Origin of the sequence: Halobacteriovorax sp. GB3 (genome assembly GCF_028649655.1) — a bacterium.
Taxonomy (GTDB): Bacteria; Bdellovibrionota; Bacteriovoracia; order Bacteriovoracales; family Bacteriovoracaceae; genus BSW11-IV.
The window spans coordinates 754,629-773,209 of sequence record NZ_JAQSLN010000003.1 but is presented as its reverse complement, the minus strand read 5'-3'; the positions used below and the strand labels follow the sequence as shown (position 1 = coordinate 773,209).

18 protein-coding genes are annotated in these 18,581 nt (G+C 36.3%); 4 read left to right on the top strand and 14 right to left on the bottom strand.

All coding sequences use genetic code 11. The features are described 5' to 3' along the window. Positions 1 to 37 precede the first annotated feature (37 nt). A complete protein-coding gene (recQ, locus tag HBN50_RS09960; RefSeq protein WP_273869597.1) occupies positions 38 to 1,873 on the top strand; it encodes a DNA helicase RecQ in 1,836 nt (611 codons plus the stop codon). Here the strand turns inward: recQ and HBN50_RS09955 are convergent. Beyond that, positions 1,848 to 2,243, bottom strand: coding sequence for a DUF5329 family protein (locus tag HBN50_RS09955; protein WP_273869596.1), 396 nt, complete (start codon positions 2,241 to 2,243; stop codon positions 1,848 to 1,850). The genes recQ and HBN50_RS09955 overlap by 26 nt on opposite strands. A gap of 152 nt (positions 2,244 to 2,395) precedes the next feature. Between HBN50_RS09955 and HBN50_RS09950 the strand changes: the two genes are divergently transcribed. Continuing rightward, positions 2,396 to 2,893, top strand: coding sequence for a hypothetical protein (locus HBN50_RS09950; protein ID WP_273869595.1), 498 nt, complete (start codon positions 2,396 to 2,398; stop codon positions 2,891 to 2,893). On the opposite strand, the gene cobB is transcribed toward HBN50_RS09950, so the two are convergent. Further along, positions 2,890 to 3,603, bottom strand: coding sequence for a Sir2 family NAD+-dependent deacetylase (gene cobB / locus HBN50_RS09945; protein ID WP_273869593.1), 714 nt, complete (start codon positions 3,601 to 3,603; stop codon positions 2,890 to 2,892). The two genes, HBN50_RS09950 and cobB, sit on opposite strands and share 4 nt — an antisense overlap. Before the next feature lie 123 nt (positions 3,604 to 3,726). Here cobB and HBN50_RS09940 point away from each other — a divergent pair, with 123 nt between their 5' ends. Beyond that, positions 3,727 to 4,890 (top strand): DnaA/Hda family protein, encoded by a 1,164-nt coding sequence (locus HBN50_RS09940; RefSeq protein ID WP_273869592.1) that lies wholly within the window; start codon positions 3,727 to 3,729, stop codon positions 4,888 to 4,890. A 5-nt stretch (positions 4,891 to 4,895) separates the two neighbouring features. On the opposite strand, the gene HBN50_RS09935 is transcribed toward HBN50_RS09940, so the two are convergent. The 10 genes from HBN50_RS09935 to HBN50_RS09890 are packed head-to-tail and all read right to left on the bottom strand — an operon-like array spanning position 4,896 to position 15,885. Further along, complete coding sequence (locus tag HBN50_RS09935; RefSeq protein ID WP_273869591.1) at positions 4,896 to 6,716, bottom strand: AgmX/PglI C-terminal domain-containing protein; 1,821 nt, start codon at positions 6,714 to 6,716, stop codon at positions 4,896 to 4,898. Positions 6,717 to 6,729: 13 nt separating this feature from the next. Beyond that, the gene (locus HBN50_RS09930) at positions 6,730 to 7,575 is read right to left on the bottom strand and encodes a tetratricopeptide repeat protein (RefSeq protein WP_273869590.1); all 846 of its coding nucleotides are present in this window, start codon (positions 7,573 to 7,575) and stop codon (positions 6,730 to 6,732) included. After that, on the bottom strand, positions 7,572 to 10,406 hold the full coding sequence (locus HBN50_RS09925) for a hypothetical protein (RefSeq protein ID WP_273869589.1): 2,835 nt from the start codon (positions 10,404 to 10,406) through the stop codon (positions 7,572 to 7,574). Before HBN50_RS09925 ends, HBN50_RS09930 begins: the two co-directional genes overlap by 4 nt. Before the next feature lie 9 nt (positions 10,407 to 10,415). Continuing rightward, positions 10,416 to 10,940: an ExbD/TolR family protein gene (locus HBN50_RS09920; protein WP_273869588.1), complete on the bottom strand. Its 525-nt coding sequence runs from the start codon at positions 10,938 to 10,940 to the stop codon at positions 10,416 to 10,418. 8 nt (positions 10,941 to 10,948) lie between these two features. Next, positions 10,949 to 11,419 carry an ExbD/TolR family protein gene (locus HBN50_RS09915; RefSeq protein WP_273869587.1) on the bottom strand — a complete coding sequence of 157 codons (471 nt, stop codon included), beginning with the start codon at positions 11,417 to 11,419 and terminating at the stop codon, positions 10,949 to 10,951. A 24-nt stretch (positions 11,420 to 11,443) separates the two neighbouring features. Next, entirely contained in the window at positions 11,444 to 12,112 is a 669-nt protein-coding gene (locus HBN50_RS09910; protein ID WP_273869586.1) for a MotA/TolQ/ExbB proton channel family protein, read from the bottom strand. A gap of 24 nt (positions 12,113 to 12,136) precedes the next feature. Then, a complete protein-coding gene (locus HBN50_RS09905; protein WP_273869585.1) occupies positions 12,137 to 12,391 on the bottom strand; it encodes a hypothetical protein in 255 nt (84 codons plus the stop codon). Further along, a complete protein-coding gene (locus tag HBN50_RS09900; RefSeq protein WP_273869584.1) occupies positions 12,388 to 13,818 on the bottom strand; it encodes a hypothetical protein in 1,431 nt (476 codons plus the stop codon). The genes HBN50_RS09905 and HBN50_RS09900 overlap by 4 nt, the downstream gene beginning before the upstream one ends. Before the next feature lie 19 nt (positions 13,819 to 13,837). Then, on the bottom strand, positions 13,838 to 14,554 hold the full coding sequence (locus HBN50_RS09895) for an outer membrane beta-barrel domain-containing protein (protein ID WP_273869583.1): 717 nt from the start codon (positions 14,552 to 14,554) through the stop codon (positions 13,838 to 13,840). A 2-nt stretch (positions 14,555 to 14,556) separates the two neighbouring features. Continuing rightward, positions 14,557 to 15,885 (bottom strand): hypothetical protein, encoded by a 1,329-nt coding sequence (locus tag HBN50_RS09890; RefSeq protein ID WP_273869582.1) that lies wholly within the window; start codon positions 15,883 to 15,885, stop codon positions 14,557 to 14,559. 361 nt (positions 15,886 to 16,246) lie between these two features. Here HBN50_RS09890 and HBN50_RS09885 point away from each other — a divergent pair, with 361 nt between their 5' ends. Beyond that, positions 16,247 to 17,245, top strand: coding sequence for a metal-dependent hydrolase (locus tag HBN50_RS09885; protein WP_273869581.1), 999 nt, complete (start codon positions 16,247 to 16,249; stop codon positions 17,243 to 17,245). A 21-nt stretch (positions 17,246 to 17,266) separates the two neighbouring features. Here HBN50_RS09885 and HBN50_RS09880 read toward each other — a convergent pair whose 3' ends face one another. Then, complete coding sequence (locus HBN50_RS09880; protein ID WP_273869580.1) at positions 17,267 to 17,908, bottom strand: hypothetical protein; 642 nt, start codon at positions 17,906 to 17,908, stop codon at positions 17,267 to 17,269. Positions 17,909 to 17,919: 11 nt separating this feature from the next. Beyond that, positions 17,920 to 18,579, bottom strand: coding sequence for a diacylglycerol/polyprenol kinase family protein (locus HBN50_RS09875; protein ID WP_273869579.1), 660 nt, complete (start codon positions 18,577 to 18,579; stop codon positions 17,920 to 17,922). Between the last annotated feature and the right edge of the window lie 2 nt (positions 18,580 to 18,581).

Here is an 18,581-nt window from a genome sequence, read left to right as displayed (position 1 = left end):
GTCTTTTCGATAAGTAATTTTAGCTTTAAAATAAGGCATGCTTCTCTTTGAACACGCTCAATATTCAATGGATCAGGCCCGATTGGTACTTCGAGATGTCTTTGGACACAGTGACTTTAGAAAAGGTCAATCTCAAGTTATTGAGCAGGCCCTAAGTGGAGGTGACGTTCTCGCTCTTATGCCTACAGGAGGGGGGAAATCGCTTTGCTTTCAAGTTCCTTCACTTGTTAGAAAAGGCGTTGGTCTCGTTGTTTCACCTCTGATCTCTCTTATGCAAGATCAAGTCGAGGCCCTGTGTGAAATGGGTCTTAAAGCGAGATTTTTAAACTCAACACTCACTTATCGTGAAGTCTTAGAAGTCGAAAGAGAGTTTGTTCAGGGAGAGTTAGACTTTCTCTACTTATCACCTGAGCGGCTTCAGAATAGTCGAACAATAGATCTTTTAAAGAGACATCCTCTTTCTCTTATTGCCATTGATGAGGCCCATTGCGTTTCAAAGTGGGGTCATGATTTTAGGCCCGATTATTTAAAACTACAGCTTTTAAAAAAGCATTTTCCCGATGTACCCATGATGGCCTTAACGGCTACGGCCGATAAACTCACTCAGCGAGATATTGTTGAAGAGCTTGGTATGGGTAGTGCGAAAGTATATTTTACATCTTTTGATCGACCAAATATCCAAATGCTTATTGAAAAAAGAAAAGCGTGGAAAGATCAGTTGATGGACTTTCTCGATCAGTTTGATGAGTATGATACAGGAATTATTTATTGTCTCTCTCGACGTAAAGTTGAGGAAGTCGCAGCCTATCTTTGTGAGCAAGGAATCAATGCTTATCCCTACCATGCAGGTATGTCGCAAAAAATAAGAGCAAAATATCAAGAGGCCTTCAGTTTAGATGAAGGGGTCATTATGGTCGCTACAATTGCTTTTGGTATGGGTATTGATCGACCTGATGTACGCTTTGTTTGTCATTTAGATATGCCAAAAAGTATCGAATCTTATTATCAAGAAATTGGTAGGGCCGGTAGAGACTCTCTCGAAAGTACTTCGTTATTACTCTATAGTGAGTCCGATGCGACTAAGCTTATCAATATGATGAGAAATAATGATCATGGAATTGAGTATGCTGAGCACCTAAAAGAGCAGGTTGAAACGATGCTCTCACTTTGTGAGACGATGAGTTGTCGAAGACAAGTTGTTCTCGATCATTTTGATGAGGTTAGTGATGAGTATTGCGGAAATTGTGATCGCTGTCTTGGCTCACTAGATAAAGAAGATCTTTTTGATGGAACAGAGCTGACAATCATGGCCCTTAGCGAGATTTATGAAGCAAACCAATTGATCACAAGCAATGAGGTTATAAGAAGAGTTCTACAAAGGTTAAACCAAGATTCAACGGATAAAGATCTTTATAAATCATGGCGATTTATTTTAAGGCAAATGCGATCAAGTGGTCTTATAAAGCTTGATGCCGATTCTCACTTTCAATTAAAAATTAGACAAAACGCTCTGGCCATTCTTCGTGATGAAAAGAAAATCTATTTTTCAAGATCTCCTTTTGTTAAGGTGAAAGAGACCAGAGCATCATCCTCAAAATCTGCCATGGGTAGAGCAAAGACAAAGAGAAAGAAGGCCTTAATAAAAAATAATGTTACGGATCAGGCCCTTTTTGAGAAGCTTCGCGATTTAAGAAAGAAAATTGCTGATCGAAAAAGAATTGCTGCTTATAAGGTTTTCCACGACACGGCCCTTTATGAAATGGCCCAAAGTAGACCTTCGAGCCCGCAAGAATTTCTTTCAATTAATGGGGTTGGAAAATCAAAACTTAAAAAATATGGTGACCTTTTTATGGAGCTGATTGAGATGAATTAATCTCTTTTAGTTTTCTAAAGAGCCACGTTCCAAGCTTCTCTCTTTTTTTCGACTCTTCGTGAATAATATAATATTCCTCTCCAGTTGATGACGATTTTGAAGCAATTTTATCAATGAAATTTTTAGCCGTTATTTCTTCGTCAGAGCGAAAGAAAAAGAGTGGGCTAGTAGCGGTTTTGTATTTAAAGCTCACATGATCCCCGGCTTCTTTAGCTGAGTGAATTGATCCATTTCTCTCAAAGCTCGCTTTTGCCTTTGATATTGCGCTTATGAGTTTTTGAATTTTCTGTTCTTCAGTGAGTTTACTTGTTTTTCCAAGTGCTGAAGTCATAAAAAAGAGTGAAAATATTAATATCGTGATGATTCTCATTATTTAGCCTTGATGAGGATATTATTTCAGTTTGAGTTAAGTGGCCTCTCTATTCTATAATCTTAATAGAGATGGGCTTAACAAATATTACCATAATTTTCTTTGTCTTTATGTTTTCTTCTTGTTCTCTGCTAAATAGTGGGTCAGTGAATGTGAAGTATACGGTTTCGCGTGCTGAAATCGATGATGTCCTGTATGAAAATAAGGCCCGTTTATCTGATGTTTCTATTTCTGTTCGAAATATTCAGCACCCAAAGCAACATGGAAGATGGGGAATGAATTTGAAACTTAGTCCTTCAATTCATCTTGATAGGCATACTTTTTCAACACTTTCCACTAGAGAAGATGGTACAAGGTATCCTGATATAAAGCTTCGAAGGCTTTCTGTACTTGGTAATTTAAAGCTTTCAACTCATACTCCTATTGGAGCTTTTGTCTTAACTGGTGGTTTTGGTGGTGCCGCTAAGAAAATGACTTCGCCAGGAGTTCTCGATACAATTAGAACTACTGAAGTTCGTAAGATTGACTTTGCTTGGATTGGTTTTTTATCGAGAAGATTTTACGTGCTGATAGGCCCGAGGTATTACCGAGAGCAATTCGAACAATATACCTTTGCCTTTAGGCTTGGTTATTTTTGGGGGCGAATTTAGCTAAGAAGCTCATCAACAAATTTTTCAACTTCTACGCCGGCCTTTCCCAATCTATGTTCATCAAATTTATCACTGACATCAGTTGAGTTCGTATTAAATTCAACTGTATGAGCTAGGCTTTCTTTTGCTAAATCAACAAACATGGCCGCTGGATAAACTTGACCAGAAGTTCCAATAGAAAGAAAGAGATCGCATGTGCTAAGTGCCTGTTGAATTTCATTCATATGGAAAGGTCTCTCGCCAAACCAAACGATATGCGGCCTTAAATTTCCTTCTTCTAAACAACATGGGCATGCTCTTGCACTGGTAATATCTTTACTAATTGAAAAGGATTGTTTTGATTTTGAGCAGCGCATTTTCAAAAGCTCGCCGTGCATGTGAAGAACATTTTTACTGCCGGCCTTCTCATGAAGGTTGTCTACATTTTGGGTTACAATGACTACTTGGCCATTGAATTCTTTTTCTAAACGAGCAAGTGCGAAGTGCGCTTGATTTGGCTTAACCTCATCACTTAGTAATTGTGCTCTTCTTAGATTGTAAAAGCGGTGTACAAGTTCTGGATCGCGCTCAAAGCCCTGGGGTGTTGCAACATCCAAGATGTCATGATTTTCCCAAAGACCGTTTTGGTCGCGAAAAGTTTTTATTCCTGATTCAGCAGAAATTCCTGCCCCTGTTAGAATGACAATATTTGTAAAGTTCTTTTTGCTCATAATCTTATTTTATCACTGTTCTTTTAAATATTTAATGGTCATTTTTCTGTAAAAATGAATTGACCTTTCTTTTTTTTTCCTTAGTATCGTAGGTCTCTAAATCATGAGCAACTGTAATGGATTATGGGAAAAACAAAAGCCGTAGGGATAAGGAAATCTGATGTCAAACAAGTGAAAACCGAAATGGTTCAGCTTGATCTTTTGAGTTATATATCAGAGACAGTCGTACCAACAATTGTTGGAGAGAAGAAGCGCAAGGTTGTACGTAAGAAGTACCCTCGCACTTCTAAGGTGAATCCGTCCGCGCAAATGGATCGCTTCTGTGGTCTTGTTGATCATTCAAAAACTTTCAATAGCTTTTGTCTGGGGGAATCTAATAGGCTTGCTTGTCATGCTGTTAGACAGTTTTTAACTGAAGGCAAATGCGAATATGGTGTGGTCTATATCATGGCCATGAGTGGCCTTGGTAAGTCACACCTTCTTCATGCTGCTGGAAATGAATTAATGCAGCAGGGTAAGTCATTTTATATTTCTTCAATTGATTTAATTCTAGACCATTTCAAGTCTATCAATGAGCTTTTGAGTTATGATGTTCTTCTTATTGATGACTTTGATGAAATTACTTTAGGCGAGAAGCAGCAAAGTATGCTATGTCGTTTAATTGATTATGCAAAGATGGGTGAAATCAAAGTTATTATTTGTGCAAATCATCTTCCAAAACATATTTCTAATGTTTGCGATAAATTAAAGGCCAGACTCTCTAGTACACTTATTCACAAAATTGATCGTCTCGATAGAAAGCTCTCGCGTCAAATTGTTGAAGATAAGTGTGAGAGACTTGATATGGTCATTTCCGATGACGCTAAAGACCTCGTGGCCGATAGTTTTGACTTTCACGTCTATGGACTTGAGAGTGCTCTTTATAAGCTTAAAAGTTTTTATGATGTCTATGGTGAGCCTATCACTCTTGAAACGGCGCTCAATGAGTTAAAGAGTTTAGGGAGAGTTCTCGATCGAAATGATAATTGTCAAAAAATTATCTCTCGAGTCGCTCGTGACTTTGCTATAGATCGTGACCTTCTTACTTCTCCTATGAGAAAGAAATCTGTTACTTTCGCTAGGCATGTGGCCATGTATATTCTTAAAGAAAAGAATGGACTAAATGTCATGAGGATTGCAGAAGTTTTCAATAGGGATCATTCATCTGTTATTTATGGGATCGCTAAAATGAAGCAGGAGGTTCAAAAGAACCCCCAACTTTTAAAGCGTATTCATAAGCTCATTTAGTTTTATTAAATTCTACTTCTTTCAGATTGAAAATTAAGTGGTTGTTTAACATCGACAATTCCTCCACCTTTTGGTCTTGGAAAATCGATCATCTTGAGAACTTGGGCCATACAGTTAACACCCTTTCTTGAAAATGCCGTTTTCTTAGAGGCAATATCGATATTTGATACCTTTCCACTTCCATTGATTCTAAACTTTAAGTCGATTACGCCTTTGATCAAGTCTTGCTTTGTATCGAGTTCATTTTGATAGCAGTAGTGAAATTGAGGTAAGTATTCTCTTAGAATCTTTCTAAGGAGTTCTGGGTCAATAGATCCAAGAACGACAGTTTTTGGTGCAGAGTAGGCCGTGTTGATTCCACTCTTTGCTGCAAGCCCTTTTGCTCCAGCTGATAGAGCTGCATTTCCAATTGAATTACTTCCAAGATTTGAGCTTCCATCACTAATTTGAGTAGAGAAACTTTTATTTGCACTTTTAGCACTGGATGCTGCAGCAACTTTTAATGACGAGCTTGAAGTGTTGTTTGTACTTTGTGATGGATCAAGTTTAAAGTTTACTTTCTTTTTAAGGAACTTTGTTACACCTTTAGCAACTTTAAAATTAAATTTTTTCTTTTGAACTTTTTTTGCAACACTCTTACTTGGTGCTTGGACTTTCTTTTGAACAGTCTTCGTTTTTGATGGGAGTGACTTTGCTTTTGCCATCTTTGGTGCTTCATTGGAGATTTGCTTCTTTTGAATACCTTGGTCTTTGTTTATATTCGCAGGATTTTGTGAGGCCTTCTCTGTAACTGTTGGTCCTTTAACAACTGTTTGTTTAAAAATAACTGTTCTCTTTTTTTCTGGTTTTGGAGGTTCTGGTGTATCGACAAAAAGAATCAGCAGCATCAAGGCCATGAATCCACCAAAAACTGAACCTGTTTGTTTATAGAAGTTAGGATCTCTCTCAATAAGGTCGGCCATTTTTAGTGTCGGTGGATGATTTGAAATACGAACAAATATTTGAACTGTACCTTTTGTATAGATGTTAAAATCACCACTAATGAGTCGTGTGAAGCCTTCTAGTTCATTGAGAGAAATATTTTTGTCTTTCACGCTTGCAAGTTCAAGAGTTTGATTCTGTTCCAGAATAGGTAGGTAAATCTCTTTTTGTGTATCGAAATTTCCACTTAGTTGAATGGACTTATTCTTAAGAGATACATAGTCAACACTTAGGGCCACACCCATTGATGTAATTGTAACTTCAAGAGATTGGCCAGTTGAGTTCGCTTTAATAATTCCAGTCGCATCGTTTCTTTCATCAAAATTGATGTAGTCATCTAGAGCGATTGCTTCAAAAAGTAGTGTGTCCGTTGGGCGATAGAGGTTTTGATCAAATTTGATATCACAATATTCTCCATCAATAACTTCGAGACCTTCCTTAGGAGGTAGAGGAGGTAGGTCATTGATTGATTTCTTGTGATATTGTTTTGTTTTTTCATCTATCTTAGTGAAGCCACTTTCATCAGATTCAAATTGTTCAACAAGAAATTTATTTGGACCAATTTCAATGATATCTCCTGGAAGAGCGAATCCTTGCTCTGTCTTCTTTCCATTGATTAAAATCCCATTTATACTACCGAGGTCTTTAACATTGATTCCATCATCGCAATGTTCAATCATTGCGTGATAATGAGACACGAATTGATCTTCAATTATAAAATCACATGATTTTGCACTACCAATAATAGCTCGGTCTCTGTCTACCTTGAATGAGAGCTCTTCACATCCTTCCTTGTAAACAACGATGCGATAGAGAGTGATAGTGTCGAGTTTTGTTGCTAACATGACGATATCCCTTTTATTTCGATGCTATTGTTTGAAGTTTAGTGTCCACCATATCTTGTAATTTGCGACTCATGAGTCTAATTTCTTTGATAAAGGGAACATTTTGATTTTTTAATACAACTTTTGCCTCTTCAAATCTCTTGGCCCCTACAAGGGATACCGCGTAGTAAAGTGCGATATCCTCCCTCTGTCGACTATCCATGTCGATCAGCTCGAAAAGGGAGAGGGCCTTGTTGTAACGTCCTTCAAGGGCATGAATAAGAGCAATTGAACTTAAAAGATCAATGTCTTTTGGTGCAATATTCATAAGAGGCTCTAGTTGAGCAAGGGCCTCTTGAGTGAGATTAAATTGAAGATAGAGTAAACCTAAATTGAAAGATGTCGTATAAAGATTAGGTGCTTTTTCTAACACTTCTGTATAAAGAGTTCTCGCTTCATTGAAGTGTCCAATTTTATGGAAGATAAGCGCTTTGTTGTGCTTTAACTTTAAGAGAAGCTTCTTATTTTTTCTTTCTAAGGCCAAACCTTTTTCTACGGCTAGAAGTGCCTTTTCATAGTCCTTGTTCAAAATGTGACAAACTGAGATGATATTGTAAATTTCATTATCTTTTGAAGTTGACTTAAAGTTTTCAAAAATGAGAGACAATGCTTCATCTGTTTTTTGCTCGTGACACATCAGTAGTGCTCTGACGTGAAGTTCCTCTTGCGACTCAAGAAGGATTTCTACTTTTTCTGATGAGATTTTCCAAAGACCATCTTTATGAAAAACAGATTCCTTACTAGCACTTGTGTACACTTTTAAGGGTGATCGAGCACATGAGACAAAAATAAGAAAGAGAAGTGTATGAAGGACTTTCATTTTTTATCTCCTTTGATAATATTTAGCCACCCTTGGTCGATTGCACCGGCCAAGTGGTGACTAAAATGTGGAAACCTCTGGAAATCAACAACTTCTCTCAGCTTGGAAGAAGAGAAATTGTTGTAATCCAAAGGATTCGACTTCTTATATGATTGATAAATTTTCTTTGTTTTTGCTTCCAATCTCGAAAGAACCTGTGCTTGAATCTTAACGAGCTCTCTCTTTACCATGGCCTCTTCTTTAGGTGAGAGACCTTTTAAAGTGAGATTTGTTAGTTTCTTTGCTTCATTTTTAAAGACGAGATCATATGTTTGATTGAAACGAAGTGCTTGACTGGCATTTAGAGACCCCAAAAATGAATCATACTTTATCATACTCTTTTCAAGTGTATGCATATTATATTCAAGCCAGTTGTTAAAGGCGACTTCTTCAAACTTCTTTGAACCCCAGTCTCTTAATTGAAATTTCTTAAGTTCACCTTCTAGTTCATTTAGGTTTTCTGATTTTTGTTTCTTAGCAAAGATACGTTGGATCGATTTTTCTGAAAGAAATTTTGAGTAAGAAAGAGCTTTATCAAAGTCGTATGCATTCTCATAATGAGAGGCAAGATCTTCAATGAGTGGAGAGAATATATCTCGATATTTCTTTCCTGACATAAGAGTTATTTTTAAAAGCTCTTCTTTGTTAAAAAGAAAAGTATTTCTTGCTATAAAAAAGAGACCATCTTTAATCGTTTTCTCTTTAATGCGACAGAAGCTACCTTTTGCTAGATGGTTTTTGATGTCCCTGTTTTTGCTATTAAAATGTTGAGAAATTAATAATGTCGAATAAACATCATTTTTAATTTTCTTCTTACTAAGACAGAACTTAGAGAAATACCATGAGGCCATATTCTCTGATAATTTATAATTTTCTCTGTCAAAAAAAGATTGAGCAAGTAAAGCAAAGTTCTCTTCTCTCTCATTGATCTCTTTAGCTCCTAAAAGTTTTGATGCTTGGAAATGCCAGTTCCAAGCATCAAGACTACGATCTCTTTTCATATTGAGAATCGAGAGGTTATGAGCACTGATTCCTTTCAGTACATTGGGTAAGACTTTTGAACTATATACTTTTGTATAACCTTTTTCAGCATCTTGAAATTTCCCCGATGTTGCTAGAAGATCATATTGAGAAAAGAGAAGGTGACCTAGGGCCATTGTGACTTTGTTTAAATATTTTTGATCAAAGCTTAAATGTCCACTTCTAATGCGATTTACATGTGTTGTTAATAAAGAAACATTCTTTTCTTTTAAAAGTTGACTTAATAAATTCTTAAAGAGTTCTCTTTGAATCTTAAGGTCCTTTTTTAAGTTTTTGTTATAGATCGTGATGATCTTGTCGGCCTTTTTGAAACTCTTTTTCTCGAGGTAAATTCTAAAAAGATCTTTATATATAAGTGGACTCTCTTTCTTTGCAGGAAAATCCAATAAGAAGTTTGTATAAGCATAAATCAGGTAATGATTTTTTTCTTTTTTCTTAAATTGCCCTTCGTTAATTGAGGCAAGAAGTGATGTGTAGAGGTCTTTTTTAAACTTCTCTTCTACTTTTGTCTTCTTTGTGGCCTTTAGTGAATTCGTATATCTTTTTAAGGCCTCTTTATACATTTTAAGACCATAGTGTGTTTCACCTTCTAAGAAGTAATACTTATGCGTAAGTGTTGGATTGACTTCTCTTAAAAGGGAAAAGAGTTTATTGATACTTATTAGATCACTTTGCTTATATTCATAGATACCATTTTTAGAAATGACTGTTTGTAGGTATCCAGCTCTTTGTGTCAGAAGCTCAGTTAGTTCTTTCTTTTGTTCTTGTGAGAGAATCTTTTGTTCTTTAATTAGCTTTTCCGAGAGTGATTCAAAATTGGCGTATTCTTTTGTTTCTAAGTGATATGAAACTTGATCCATTTCCACATTGATTCTTTCATTGATCTCACCAATGTCTTGAAAATGATTAATAGCAAAAGTGTAAACTTCGTTAGCTTTTTTAACACCAATACTCGTATTTGTTTTCTTGGCAAGCTTAATGAAATATTCACTTTCTTTAGGTGCATTTTTCTTATAAAAGTTGAGAGCTTCTTCAATACGATGTCCTTTTACAAAGAAGCTTGCAGCACTATCAAGAACTTGAGATGAGACATCAATATATCTACGATCAACTGATAATTCATATGTTTTCATGAGAGCATCAATTCCTTCATGAATATTTTTATTCAGTAGAAGACACCATGCATAGTTATAATAGTTCTTTGTTGTCCATTCGTCGGCCATATTATTGATGACATACTTATAATGCCATATTGCACGCTTAAATTTCTTATTATTGTAGTAGTACTCACCAAGAGCTACGTGGATTTTATAGAGTAGAGCACCTTTTCCTTTTGAAAGTTTAAGGGCCTTATTCAGATAAAATGCACTTTGCTTGTGTTTTCCAAGGTCGCGTGAGTTCATACCTAGAGTGTAGTAAATATCAGGTATATGAACGAAGTATGGGTTTTTAGTGATGATGGCCTTTGCCATTTTTTGTATTCTTACTGCTCTCGCGCGGGTCTCTTTATAGTAACCTTTTGTACGTTTTCCCGTTTTCAATACTTTTTCATTTTCTCTATCACGTATAATACGTAGTTTTTCAGATTCGATCTCCAGTAGACGATATCTTAATCCTGTATCGAGACGACCAAGAGACTTGATTGTTTTTTCTTCTTTAAGTAGGAGATTCCATATCCTTTTATTCTTTTCATCCATTGAAAAGCTTAATGAAGTCATTAAAATCATCATGGTGATGAATAAGCTTTTCATTTCTACCTCTTAGTTCAGTTTTGATTGCACGATAAAGCTGAATTTGTGGAATCCAGAATTAGCGGCAACTTGCATAACTTTATCTAGAGTTTCGTAGGGAAGGTCTTCATGTAAAACAATATTTACCCTCTCCATCGTTTCTTCTTTCTTTTTGATTAATTCCTTTCTCATTGAACTAAAATCATTCGTTTTAATTTGTGCAATTTCTCTTTTGTTTTTATCTGATATCTTTTTTAGTTCTGATGTTAGCTCAGATCTCCAAGCTGATTTTTTTACAAGATTTGTTGTCTCTTTATTGTTGATAAAAATGTTGTTCTTTTTATCAACCTGGATAATGACCGTCTTATTTCCTAAGTCTTTTGCATGTGATTTTGCTAAACTAAGGTCTTTCACAACATCAAGTTTCAAATCAGATGGGTTGTAACTTTTTAAAAGAAAAACTAAGAGAATAACGAGAATGTCGAGTAGGGAAGTAATGTCTACTTCCATCTCTTTTCTCTCTCTAGTATATCTTTTCTTTGTTCTTCTCATCATTGCCTCTATTAATTTGATTCAAAAATAACATTGCTAAAAAGTTCTTGGTTGATTGAGTTCTCCGCGACAAGCCATTTACTGTGATCGACGATTTTTATGATTTGAGCATATTTAACACGACGGTCAGGTTTAATTATGATTGTTGTCTCTTTGGGATGCTTCGTTTTTATCTGTCCAAGAAGCTTATTTAAATCATCTAAGTATTTTGAATCTTCTTTATTAATATTGAATTGCTTAACAACTTTCTCTTCGAGACCTGTAATCACCTTAATTTGCGCTTGAGTCACTTTTAACGTTAAATTCAGTGGTGGCGTCTTATCTTTTTTCTCTGATACATCTTTAACAAGTGGGCGGTCTGTTCTTATTTCATGAATTTGAACAAATTGTGCCGACATTAAGAGAAAGAAAATAAAGATAAAAACGGCATCTAAAATCGGAATTAAATTTAATTTTTCTGGCTGTTTCATTCTTCTTTTCATAGAGACTCCACCACTTTATCTCAATTAAGAGGCCTTTCTTTGTGTTCCAAGAAGGTCAATGATCTTAATAGAATACTCTTCGAGATCGTTGAGAATTTTTTCACCCTTACTTGTAAGAAATGAGTGAATGACAAGAATTGAAATGGCCGAAATCAAACCAAGTGCTGTTGTATTCATGGCCTTGGAAATACCAAGGGCCAAAAGTTTCGCTTTCATCGATGGATCGGCACCTGCAACGGCTGCAAATGATTGAATAAGACCATAAATTGTTCCAAGAAGACCTACGAGAGTAGAGATATTTGCAACGAGAGCAAGATAATTCATTCTTTTTTCTACTCTAGGTGCGACTTCCATGATTGTCGCATCAATAGCATCCTTTATCTGCTCTTTCTCCTGATTCGCTCTTTTAAGCCCTGATCTTAGTACTTGTGGTAAAAGTGCATTCGAATTTGAACATGCGCCAATAGCATCTTTTACATTGTTATTTAAAACGTTCGTTCTAATTAGGGCCATGAGTTTACTACCGTCTAAGTCATAGCTAATAAGTGATTTAAATCGTTCTACTGAAATGGCAAGCCCCATTGTCCATACGAAGAAGATAATCCACATGAAGATCCCTCCTTCGTCCATGAATGTAGCGAGTGCTTGTAAAAAACCTGGTTCAGTTGCTGCTTGTGCGATTTCATTTTCCATGTCTTCCCCCCATGAATCTTGCGATTAACGCAAGTAATAGACTTCTTTAATTTGTTCTTTTAAATAGTCATCTCTTAAGTATAGTTTTCTTGAAAATTTAACTCTGTCTCTCTCTTGTACTGAGAGATCTCCTGGAGCTAGGAGCTTTCCTTTAATTTCGAGATTACCGAGATCAATTTCGTCATATTTCTTATATTTAATAATGACGTTGTCTTTAGCATCTGCGATAGCAACTCTAAAAAAGAGAAAGAGCATTGTTGATATGATGGCCATTTTCATGAGTTCTTCTCCATTTTTTGAACTTTGCAATTTGATTTCAGTCCAAAAGAGTAGTCACCAAGTTCGTCTGCCCAAAAAGCACCTTTGAATGACCAAAAATGTTGAAGCTCTTCTCTTTTAACATTATCTAAGCTACCTCTTTCACGATTTGCACTCAGCTTTTGACCTCTGTAGAGAAGATCTTTCTTGTTACTAATAACCTCTAGTGAAACGTTAAAGAGCTCGTAGCTAAATCTGTGGATTTGATTGATGAAAGTAAACATTTCTCTTTTCACAAAGTGATTAAGTTTTCTTCTTTTCCAATTAATGAGTGAATTTACTCTTTGTCCTAACTCTTGTTGGAAACGATCATTTTTATTCTTTTTAATGACATTCAATTCGAGAATCGATCTCTTGAGATTGATAACATCAAGAGAGTAACGAATTCTCTTTCTTATCTGTGTTATGAGATTTCTAATAAATGGGTGAACCTTGTCAGATTTTTTTAAATCAGTGAGAGCAAGTTTCAAAAAATATGTTTCCGATTTACTATGTTGTGTAAGGAGTTTTTTTAATTCTTTTGTTCTTGTTTTGTAATGATTTGTATATTTGTCGATAACAATAGATGAGTCATCATAGAGACACATTTTCAAGTAACTAATTGCACTCAAGTACTCTGCTTCTGGAAAGAAGTAGCTTGTCATAAGAGGGGACTTGTATGTAATCAGTAGTCCAAGAACTCTATTGTAATCTTCAAGGTAGAAATGTGACCAGGCCATTTCCATTAAGTTATACGGCCATGTGTATGAAGTCTTTGGAATTAAATTGTACTGTGCAAGGGCCTTTTTATAACTTTTTTCTAAAAAATAATTTCTACCTTTATTGATAATACATTTTTCTGAAAGTATCGTGTAATAACGCTTAATTCTTTCATTCTTAGCTTCTTTTGCAAACGTATTTGCAACCTCGCTACAAAGATCGAGCTGCGTATTTGATTTCACGATATTTCTCAAGTTTGCATAAGAGAGGCCAAGCGTTAAATAGGCCTCAGAAGCGAATTTATGATCTTTCGGATATCCTTGTATTGCTCGGATTGCTCCATTGTAATTATTATTTTTGAAAAGATTATTTGCTGCTACAAATTTTAAGGCCCAAGAATTCTGTCGCACTAAGTCCTTTGGACTAACAGAATCAAAAACCTCATGACCTGTCTTTATTACAAGTGTATCAACCCATTCAGTAAGTTCTTCAGGTACTTGTTCACCTTTTTCTATATAGTCGCTAAGGAAGGTCGCAGCAGCATGATAATAGCGTGATTGAAAAAGCTCTTTAAAGATTTTTAGCTCTCTCTCTTTAGAGAAATCACTAGAATATATCTTCTTCGCCTTTAAATAGCTGGCCTGGCTTTGTAGTGCTATGAATGTGAGGAATAAGATCGTATATTTCATTTTCAACTTCCACGTTCAATTAGAATGAAAAACCAATAGAAAAGATAACGTCACTTTGATTTCTCCACTTATCTGGTCTTTGTACTCCATCAACGAGTACACCAGGTGCTTGATAGAAATCTTTGACGTAATCTATATTGATTTGCCAATTTTTATTTAAGTGAAAGCGAACTCCTGTTTTAACAGTGGCACCTATTGTCGATTCGCTATCGTAGCGAGTATCACTATTAGGGTCTGCGACTGTTTTTGCATTACTTTCTGTCTCAATAAGACTTGGTCCAGCTGCAAAGTGCCAGTCAAAATAGAAAATCTTATTGAATGTATTGATCTTTCCATAGAAAGGAGACCATTTTGCTAGTAGAGAAGTTGATTGAAGTGGTCTTCTCACAAATGGTACAGTTTGGTTTATTTCTCTAATACTTGTTAGGGCATCGTTATCAGAGTTAGAGTATTTTCTAAACATAAGCTCGATGGCCCATTGTTCGTTAAGAAAGTGACCGACCTTGAGTGAAGCACCTGTCGTATCTTGGTACTCCGCTGATAAATGAGAGAGGTACCCCAACTCCATGTAAGTAGTACCTCTCTTAGGAAACATCTTGTTTTGCAAGACGTAAACTGACTTGTCAGGGTCAAGCCAGAGGAACTTATACAAGTCTTTTTCCTCTGCCTTAACCTCTCCAAGTGTCATGGCATTAAAAATGGTGAGAAGAAGGAAGGTCGATACTTTCTTTGCCATGATTAATTATCCTTTAATACTTTATACGTAATCTCAATTTGAGCTCCTTGCTCTGGTACATATCCTGAGAGAAATGATACTGAACCTGTTTGTTGATCAAGTTCATATCCTTCTGTTTGGATCGTTCCGTTAACTTTGACTTCAATGTCACTTGTTGCAGGTATTCTTGCTAGGGCGAATTTGTCGAGTAAATCAACAATCTTTCCACCCATATCTCTTAATACATAGTAGAAATCTTCTTTTATATCAGCTGTTGAACCACCTGTTTTTTCAGATACGTTAAGGTATCTATGTCCAACCGTTTCCCATCTATTCACTTTTTCTTTTGTGACAATAGAGAAGACTTTTAGTTTCCCTTCATCTTTTTTAAGTGAACGGTAAAAGTTTAAGTAGTCATCTGATGCTTTTTTAGACTGATCTTCTTCATCTGAGACAAAAACAATCACTAAGAAGGCATCTTCTCTTAAAAACGTTTTGTTTGATGGTGTCTCGTATCTTTTAAAGAATGATTCAGCTGTGTGTAGTCCTTTTTCGTATCCACTTCCTCTCGTTCCAACTTTAATACATCTTTGGAAGTCACGAATAAATTTTGACTCACTCTTATCAGCTGATTGTTTATCTAGTAGATCTGGATTACAGTTCCATTTTCCATTTTGTCTACTTGTCGCATCTGTTGTTGTGATGGCCATTTTAAAATCAACATCCTTTTGGATGAATTCTCCAATGAACATCTCAAAATTTCTTGCTAGGCTGTTTTGTTCATCACTCATAGAACCTGAGTCATCAACAACCCATAGAATGTCTACTTTTCCTTGTTCTTCAATATTTTGAACAAAGTTATTTGTAATGATGTCATAGCTTGGGCCATTGTTATCTTCGCCTTCATCAGGGTCAGTTGTTGAATTATCACCACCATCATCTGGCTCAGTTGTACCGTTATCACCACCACCATTATCTGGATTAGTTGTCGTGTTATCGTCACCATCATCAGGGTCTGTTGATCCATTATCTCCACCCCCGTTATCTGGATTAGTCGTTGTGTTATCACCACCACCATTATCCGGATTCGTTGTTGAGCTATCTCCATCATCATTATCATCTGGAGTTGTCGTTGAGTTATCTCCGCCTCCATTACCTGGAGTCGTTACAGTACCATTTCCATCACCATTGTCTGGATTTGAAACTTCACCAGAAGGTAGTTCTGTACTCGGCTTATCAATGGCCGCACCATCGAGAAATTCTTTTTCATAAAATTCTTGCTGATTACATGAAGCGAGTAAAAACGTTACACATAAACCAACGAACAGAGAGTTTTTTGTATTGCAGAACATGGGGTGGCCCTTCTTCTGCGGTAGTTGTGCTCAAACCTTCTAGAACAACAACTTCCGGAAACTCTCATGATTTTGCAAACGACTGACGTACTAATTGAACTAACGGACTACAACAAAATCTGAGTTTTTGAAATTCCTTTTCCAAGCTAGAGACAGAGTAGCAAAGTGAGGATTTTAGTAAACGAAAGGCCTTAGCTAATTTTTAAAGAAAATTGTTTTTTGCATTAATCTTGGTAGTTTAGGCATCCAAAATGAGAGTGAAAATCAAATAAAAACGAATGGTGTAAAAAAACAAGAGAGTGCCTTATAATCATGACAAAACTCATCAAAGCGTTGTATATTTAAACGATTAGAGGTTTATATGGATCCAGTTACTCAGGCCGTCTTAGGCGCTAGCGTCGGTCAATCTTATTTTAAAAAGCACATTGTTTGGGCAAGCTTCTTTGGCGCTCTTGCTGGAATGGCCCCTGATCTTGATTATATTATTCGCTCTAAAACTGATCCTCTTTTCACTCTTGAGTATCACAGACAAATAACGCATTCCTTGGCCTTCATTCCCTTTGGCGCTTTAATTGTCGCTGTACTCCTTCATTTTATTTTTAAAAAGAAATCAAAGCTAAGTTTTAAAAGTACTTATCTTTTTTGTTTCTTAGGTTATGCAACCCATGGTCTTCTTGACGCTTGTACTAATTATGGAACACATTTATTGTGGCCTTTTTCAAATGCTAGAGAGGCGTGGAATATCGTTGCTGTGATTGATCCTTTAGCGACAATGCCTTTTCTTATTCTTTGTCTTTTGGGCCTGAAGCTTAGAAAGCGTCGTTACTCTGCTATTGGTCTTTCTTTTTTCATAATCTATATTGGATTTGGAAAGATCCAACAAATGCGCGCCAAAAACTATATTGAAAAGATTGCAAAATCACGTTCTCATACAATCTCAAAAATGATTGTTAAGCCAACGGCCTTCAATAATATTTTATGGAGAAGTGTCTATAAGAGTGGTGAAGAGTTCTTTGTCGATGCTCTTCGTGTTTCTTGGAGTGGGGACATTACATTTTATGCGGGTGAGAGTGTCAAGGCCCTAGATATAGAGTCTAAAAAAGAAATCGTTAGCAATAAGCAGTTTCATGATCTGAAAAGATTTAATTTCTTTAGCGACGAATTTCTCTTTGAATGGAAAGAGGGCGAGATTGGTGATTTGCGCTACTCACTCGTACCCAATGAAATCAAACCTATTTGGTCAATTCGATTTAATTTACAAGATCCACTTTCTCATGTGGATTATTGGACGGTAAGAGAGCTCGATCAAGATCGTAAAACTAAGGTGATGAATATGATTAAGGGAAAGAATCTCAATTGATTTTTTTCATTTAAAAAATACTTAAAGAAGATTCTTTAGAGAGTTGAGGTACTCGGGATTAAGACGATGGGCCTGCTCAATCGTAATTTGTTTTGATCTCTGTGCTTTTTTCAACAAGGGCCCTAATAATTCGATAGCTTTTTTATATTCAACAATCGTATCAAAACTTCCATTTATACAATAGAGATCAAAATCGAGCTTTTCAGGTATGTAATCGGCCCTTCTTGAAGCTCCGAGTGTGATGACCTGCTTTATATTTAATTGATCTTGATAATTTGCCGCGAAATAAGGAGCAAGATAGCCTCCTTGTGAATAACCAATGAGAGTCGTCTCTACTTCTTTATAATCTAGAAGAAGAGGATAGAGACAAGCATAGGCGCTCTGGTAATCGATATAGTAGTGGTTTTTCTTCGAATCAAAGAAATACCATGAGTATCCTTCTTTATATCCCGACTTTGTTTGAACAGGAGCAGGAAACGGGGCATTGGGTGCAATGAGAAGTTCATCTTCTTTTAAAATTGATTTAAAGAAATCAATCATAAATTGTCCGGTTAGTGAAAAACCGTGCAAGAGCAAATAGACCCTTTTTGGGTCTTCTTGATTTCCAAGATAGCAAACCTTCTGGTTTAGGGGTATGTTTTGTAGGAGTTCTTTAACTTCCATGAAAATCCCTTTTATAGAAGAAGTAGAGTCTGGGCCAGCCACATCGTAACAGCACTAAAAATGGGGATGGTTAGATTGTCATCGAGCTTAATAGGTAGCATTTCAAAGACAGATACTGAAAATGAAACAGCAAAGGCAACAAAGAGAAGTGTCCACGACTTTGTTTCCAAGTAAGGTGAATAAACAAAACAGATGATGCAAAAGCACGACAAGAAAAAGGCGAGAGAGCCCTCTAATGACTTATGAGGAACGATGCGTGTTCGACCAAATTTGATTCCAATAATTGCTGAAAGGGGATCAGAGATGGCCAGAGTGTAAATGGCAACGAGCGAGACACTTTTTGGAAAGGTAAGAATTGTTAAAAGAAGTCCCATGACAAAAGGAATACTCGCCGATTCCTTAAGTTGTTCCTCGGCCCTTAGAAAGTACTTCGTGACTCTAGAGAGAGTTCCTGAATACTCTGGATAGTTAAGGCGAACTTGTTCAAAAATATAGAGCAAACAAGCGCAAGTACCAAGAATGTATACGGCCTGATTGTGTGTTAAAAAAAGAGCGTAGATTGTTCCACTGCCAACTCCCATTGTTAAATGAAAGAGTCTCCTCGGTAGGTGAATATCTTTTCTCGTGGCCTTTGGCGTTTTTACATCTGTTTTTTCAATTTGTTCGTTCATAG